The organism is Mycobacterium sp. (assembly GCF_049281135.1).
GTDB lineage: Bacteria > Actinomycetota > Actinomycetes > Mycobacteriales > Mycobacteriaceae > Mycobacterium.
The window spans coordinates 1-5,943 of the sequence record NZ_JBAPRN010000280.1 but is presented as its reverse complement, the minus strand read 5'-3'; the positions used below and the strand labels follow the sequence as shown (position 1 = coordinate 5,943).

At 66.6% G+C, this 5,943-nt stretch carries 7 protein-coding genes and 1 pseudogene; 5 read left to right on the top strand and 3 right to left on the bottom strand.

Going from position 1 to position 5,943, the window contains the following annotated elements:
- On the top strand, nucleotides 1-782 hold a 782-nt coding region (locus WAN02_RS11375), incomplete at its 5' end, for an alpha/beta fold hydrolase (protein ID WP_422264269.1).
- 16 nt (nucleotides 783-798) lie between these two features.
- Here the strand turns inward: WAN02_RS11375 and WAN02_RS11370 are convergent.
- The 3 genes and pseudogenes from WAN02_RS11370 to mftR all read right to left on the bottom strand — a co-directional run.
- A pseudogene (locus tag WAN02_RS11370) lies at nucleotides 799-1,219 on the bottom strand (VOC family protein); the annotation flags it as partial.
- A 141-nt stretch (nucleotides 1,220-1,360) separates the two neighbouring features.
- Entirely contained in the window at nucleotides 1,361-2,401 is a 1,041-nt protein-coding gene (locus WAN02_RS11365) for a DUF2332 domain-containing protein (protein ID WP_422264268.1), read from the bottom strand.
- The gene (gene mftR, locus WAN02_RS11360; protein ID WP_422264267.1) at nucleotides 2,398-2,997 is read right to left on the bottom strand and encodes a mycofactocin system transcriptional regulator; all 600 of its coding nucleotides are present in this window, start codon (nucleotides 2,995-2,997) and stop codon (nucleotides 2,398-2,400) included. The genes WAN02_RS11365 and mftR overlap by 4 nt, the downstream gene beginning before the upstream one ends.
- 102 nt (nucleotides 2,998-3,099) lie before the next feature.
- On the opposite strand from mftR, the gene mftA reads away from it, so the two are divergent.
- The 4 genes from mftA to mftD form a co-directional block, all read left to right on the top strand.
- Nucleotides 3,100-3,225, top strand: a complete 126-nt coding sequence (gene mftA, locus WAN02_RS11355; protein ID WP_422264266.1) for a mycofactocin precursor MftA — start codon at nucleotides 3,100-3,102, stop codon at nucleotides 3,223-3,225.
- Between the two features lie 23 nt (nucleotides 3,226-3,248).
- Nucleotides 3,249-3,593 (top strand): mycofactocin biosynthesis chaperone MftB, encoded by a 345-nt coding sequence (gene mftB / locus WAN02_RS11350; protein ID WP_422264270.1) that lies wholly within the window; start codon nucleotides 3,249-3,251, stop codon nucleotides 3,591-3,593.
- A 91-nt stretch (nucleotides 3,594-3,684) separates the two neighbouring features.
- A complete protein-coding gene (gene mftC / locus WAN02_RS11345) occupies nucleotides 3,685-4,869 on the top strand; it encodes a mycofactocin radical SAM maturase (protein WP_422264265.1) in 1,185 nt (394 codons plus the stop codon).
- A gap of 2 nt (nucleotides 4,870-4,871) precedes the next feature.
- The coding region (gene mftD, locus WAN02_RS11340) for a pre-mycofactocin synthase MftD (protein WP_422264264.1) at nucleotides 4,872-5,943 on the top strand (1,072 nt) is incomplete at its 3' end.

The window sequence follows — 5,943 nt, the reverse complement described above, 5'->3', positions numbered from 1 at the left end:
AGACACGAGTGGGCAAGGTTGCCTACAGCGACATCGGAGAAGGGCCCCCGGTGGTGCTGCTGCACGCCACGTTGCATGACCGCCACGATTTCGACCCCATCGCGGCACCCCTTAGTCGCGATCACCGCGTGATCGCACTGGACTGGCCGGGCCACGGTGAGTCGCCGGCACCGAGCCAGCCGCCGACCGCTGCGTTGTACGCCGACGTGCTGGCCGACGTTGTCGCCGCACTTGATCTGCCGCCCGCCGCATTCGTCGGCAATTCGGTCGGCGGTTTTGCTGCGGCACGGTTGGCGATCACTGATCCACAACGGGTTTCGCGGCTGGTGTTGGTCAATACGGGCGGTTTCATCGCCAGCCCGGTCACCAACCTCTACTGCCGAATACTCAGCACGCCCGCGGTGATGAAACGCGTTCTGCCGCGGTCCATCCGCAGCTATATGAAGGCGACCAGCGAAAACGATCGCGCCGTTCAGGAACGCGCACTGGCCCGTGCTCACACCCGCGAAGGTGTCGTTCTCACAGCGTCGCTGTGGCGCAGTTTCGCTGCGCCCGAACATAATCTGCGACCCTACGCCGATCGCATCACCGCGCCGTGCCTGATTATCTGGGGATCAAAAGATACCGTAGCTCTCATGCGATTCGGTCGCGCTACTGCGGCCGCAATACCGGGATCGCGGTTGGAGGTGCTGCCCACGGGTCACGTGGTGTTCTCCTCGGACCCTACTGGCTTCTTGGCCTTCGTCGCGCCGTTCCTGGCCGCTGCTCGCGACAGACAGTGACCGGAAATGCGTCGACTCAGAACTCGCCGAGATAGAACGGCGAGCCCAGGTCGTCGGTGCACTCGGCCTGCATCCCGTACGGCTGCCGTGCGGGCTCCGCCACTACCGTTCCGCCGGCTGCACGGACTCGCGCGACGGCCGCGTCGATGTCTGTCACCGTCCACATTGGGACGATGACCGGCCGTGCATTGCCGCCCCCGACTCCGGCCATCGGGCGGGTGTTCTGCACTTGCCAACCGTCGTCGATCCGCCCCGCCATAGCAGCAGAACAACGTGGGCGCGGCCGAGGTGGCGGCGATGCCGATCGAAAGCTCGGTGCTGGTCACCTGGTGCGCGGCGGGATCATAAGACCAGCCGAGCACGTGCCGGTAGAAATCGGCCGCGGGTGCGGGGCCGGGCACCCAGACCGACACGTACCCGATGTCGCCGTGCTGAATGAGTTCGCCGGCGGAGGGCTGGTTCAGTGGCGCGGCGAACGCCGGACGTCGTTGGGGTCCGGTGGCGCGCTCACAGTCTTATCGTCGCGGTGGCGCCGGAAACTCCGACGGGTAAGCGAAAAGAATTATTCGCCGGCGTCGCTATTCCCAGGTGACCGGCGGACCGTGTGGCGAGCACACGCCCAGCAGCCGGTCATCCCCACCGGGCCAGCAGCGGACACGGACCGCGAACTCGACCGGAGCGTCCGGCGTTCGCCGATGCGGTTCCAGCATCAAATGGGCGAACGGTGACTCGGCCCGCGCGCGTGCCCCCAACTCATCGATTTCGGCCGAGACGGTTTCCTGCTCGGTCACCGACAGGTATTGCCACATGATCGAATGCCACAGCACGGTAAGCGAGCCGGACGAAAGCTCCAGGTCCGCAACGGCGTCGGTGGCATTGCGGAGGTGCAACGGCGCCGGCACCCGCTGGGCAATATCGATCGCGCCACGCAACCGCTCCAGCCGCGCCGGCTGGTCGGGCCAGACATAGCTCAGCAACGTCAACTCGCCATCGGCGCCCGTCGCGTCCAGCGGCGCGATGTCGTAGCCACGACGTTCGGCGATCCGCAGGCTCGCGGCGGGAGGCAATCGGCCCCGCCACGCATCGTCGACGATCACCGGTGAATCGGCCGGGCCCCACTCGCCGCCCGGATGGCGATAACGGTAATGGTCGGCGCGCAAGTTCAGCCCGGCACTGCAACCGATCTCGAAAAGACTTACCGGCGAATCGAATCGGTCGACCAGAGCCAGCAGGCCGCCGATCAGCGCGGCCGACCGGCCCACCTCGTTGGTCTGCGGAGGTTGGTCGAGAGCGCCACGCAGATAATCCGTGTGCTCGGAGGCGGCCTGCAGGATATCGGGCCATCCGGCTTCGGTATCCCAGTGCCCGCCGACACTGGGATACCAGCGGCGCAACGCCGGCGCGCGGCCGTCGAGAACCAACCGGTGCAACCCGCCGAGCAGCCTCAGCGGCAAAGCCAGCCGGCCGGAATCATCTTCGTGTCCGGCCAGGATCGCCGCAAACACACCGTCGGTTTCGACGTTGGCGGCGACCTGATCCAACACGTCGCCGTACATCGACGAACCCATGGCCGTGCAAACCTGCCCCTGCACCTGAATCGTCTGCAGCAGCCGGCTCATCGATCCAGGTCCTTCAGTCCGGCGCGGACGACCTCGAACGCATCCCCAATCGCCTGCGGCAGCGAAACGGATTCATCGTCCAACCAGTGCTCGTAGGCGCTCAGCGCCACGCCGAGCATCATCCACGCGACCGTCTGTGGCTGCAGGTCGGCGGTCTTCGCCCCGGTTCGCCGTGCCACGAAGCCCGCGATCACGTCGCGCCACCCCGCATACATCGTCATCGAATATGCCTGCAGCTCAGCCGTTTGCAGGATCACCCGCATCCGCTGCCGATGCCGGACAGTCTCGGACTCGTCAAAGGTGTTGAACGACAGAAGCGCATCGCGCAGCGCCTCGCCGAGCGGCATATCCGGGTCGACATGGTCCAGCAGGTCTCGTAGGTGCTGCAGGTGAGCGTCGAAGTCCCCCCAGGGGATTGCGTTCTTCGACGCGTAGTAGCGGAACACGCTCCGGCGGGCGATGCCGGCCGCTTGCGCCAGGTCATCGACGCTCACCTCGGAGAATCCGCGGTCGGCGAACAGCCCGAGCGCGACGTCGGAGATGTACTCACGCGTGGTGGACCGGCGGCGGCCGACCCGAGGCTGCTGCTGCGCCATGATCCCCGCCCTTCCATTCCGGCACTCGATGCCATATTCTGACTGAGATTTTGACCACACCGACTCGAATTGTCGAGCCCCGAACGAAGGAAAGGCAACGTCATGGAGCCGAACCAAACGATGGATAGCGACGCCGGAGCCGCCTCGCCGGCGACATCCACATCAGAACTCGTCACCGAGACCCTGGTTGAAGAGGTGTCCATCGACGGGATGTGCGGGGTCTACTGATCGTGAGCGCCCCCGCACAGGGGCTGGACGGCCCGGCTCCTCAACCGGCCGTTGTCCGGCCCGCATCGTCGCCGGGCGAGCGGGGCGAGTTCGATCCCGATCGCGCATGGCGGTTGCACCCACAGGTGGCCGTGCGGCCAGAGCCCTTCGGTGCGCTGCTGTATCACTTCGGAACTCGCAAACTGTCGTTCCTGAAGAACCGCACCATCCTCGCGGTGGTGCAATCGTTGCCCGAATACCCGGACGTCCGCGCCGCCTGCCGGGCCGCAGGCGTGGCGGACTCGCAGCAGCAGCCCTACCTGCATGCGCTCGGCGTGCTCGCCGGGTCGCACATGCTGGTGCGGGCCGAAGCCAAGGAGGCAGCATGACACGCGCCGGCGACGATGCAGTGGGGGCACGCACCCTCGCCGCTACGCGGCTGGGGGGACCCCCACCCGATTGCGGGGGAGAGCGGCGCATATGACCTCGACGGTGCCACGTCTCATCGAGCAATTCGAACACGGGTTGGACGCACCTATCTGCCTGACCTGGGAGCTGACCTACGCGTGCAATCTGGCCTGCGTGCACTGCCTGTCGTCGTCGGGCAAACGCGATCCGCGTGAGCTGTCCACCCAGGACTGCAAGAACATCATCGATGAGCTGGAACGCATGCAGGTGTTCTACGTCAACATCGGCGGCGGGGAACCGACTGTGCGGCCCGACTTTTGGGAGTTGGTGGACTATGCCACCGCTCACCACGTTGGTGTGAAGTTCTCCACCAACGGCGTGCGGATCACTCCCGAGGTGGCAGCCAAGCTGGCGGCCAGCGACTACGTCGACGTCCAGATCTCGCTGGACGGCGCGACGGCCGAGGTCAACGACGCCGTGCGCGGTCCCGGGTCCTTCGCGATGGCCATCCGGGCGCTGGAGAACCTCGCCGCCGCCGGATTCTCCGACGCCAAGATCTCTGTGGTCGTGACTCGCCACAACGTCGATCAGCTCGACGAATTCGCGTCGCTGGCAAGCCGATACGGTGCCACACTGCGTATCACCCGATTGCGGCCCTCTGGCCGCGGCGCCGATGTCTGGGACGACCTGCACCCGACCGCCGACCAGCAGGTGCAGCTCTACCAGTGGCTGGTTGCCAAGGGCGATCGGGTGCTGACCGGCGATTCGTTCTTCCACCTGTCCGGGCTGGGCGAGCCGGGCGCGTTGGCCGGCCTGAACATGTGCGGCGCGGGGCGGGTGGTATGCCTGATCGACCCGGTCGGCGACGTGTACGCCTGCCCGTTCGCCATCCACGACCGCTTCCTGGCCGGAAACGTGTTGTCCGACGGCGGGTTTGACAAGGTCTGGAAGGATGCCCCGCTGTTCCGGGAGCTCCGCGAGCCGCAGTCCGCGGGCGCCTGTCGCAGCTGTGGGCACTACGACAGCTGCCGCGGTGGCTGCATGGCGGCCAAGTTCTTCACCGGCCTGCCGATGGACGGACCCGACCCGGAGTGTGTTCAGGGCTACGGTGCGCCGGCACTGGCGCAGGAACGCGACAAACCACGTCCGGCAGGTGACCACTCGCATGGCCGGCGGAAGAGCGGACCTGTACCGCTGACGCTGTCGGTGCAGCCACTCACTCCGCCGCAGCGGTTGTGCAACGAAAGCCCCGTCTAGCCGTGGCCCGTGATGTCTGGTTCGAGACGGTTGCCATCGCGCAGGAACGGGCGAGGCGGCGGCTGCCCAAGTCGTCCTATGCCGCGCTGGTGGCGGCCAGCGAAAAAGGGCTGACCGTTTCCGACAACGTCGAGGCGTTCGGTGAGCTGGGTTTCGCGCCACATGTGGTCGGCGCGCCCGAGAAGCGTGATTTATCGACAACGGTTATGGGACAAGAGATTTCGCTGCCGGTGATCATCTCACCGACGGGCGTGCAGGCGGTCGATCCGGATGGCGAGGTGGCGGTCGCCCGCGCGGCCGCGGCGCGCGGCACGGCGATGGGATTGTCGTCGTTCGCCAGCAAGCCGGTCGAGGACGTGATCGCCGCCAACCCGAAGTTGTTTTTCCAGGTCTACTGGTCGGCCGGGCGCGACGTGATCGCCGAGCGGGTCGAGCGAGCCCGCCAAGCCGGCGCCGTCGGTTTGATCGTCACCACCGACTGGTCGTTCTCGCATGGCCGGGACTGGGGCAGCCCCAAGATCCCGGAACAGATGAACCTGCGGACCATGCTGCGGATGTCACCGGAGGTGATCACTCGGCCCGGTTGGCTGTGGAGATTCGGCAAGACCCTGCGTCCACCCGATCTGCGGGTGCCCAACCTGGTCCGCCGTGGTGAGCTCGGGCCACCTTTTTTTGCCGCCTATGGGGAGTGGATGGGCACTCCGCCGCCGACCTGGGCGGACATCGCCTGGTTACGGGAACTGTGGGGTGGCCCGTTCATGCTCAAGGGCGTAATGCGGCTCGATGACGCGAAAAAGGCTGTGGATGCCGGTGTTTCGGCGATCTCGGTGTCCAATCACGGCGGTAACAACCTGGACGGAACCCCGGCGTCGATTCGCGCGCTGCCCGCCGTCGCCGACGCGGTCGGCGACCAGGTCGAGGTTTTGCTGGACGGCGGCATCCGGCGAGGCAGCGATGTCGTCAAGGCGCTGGCGCTGGGTGCCCGCGCCGTGATGATCGGTCGCGCCTACCTGTGGGGACTGGCCGCCAACGGCCAGGCCGGCGTGGAAAACGTGCTCGACATCCTGCGCAGCG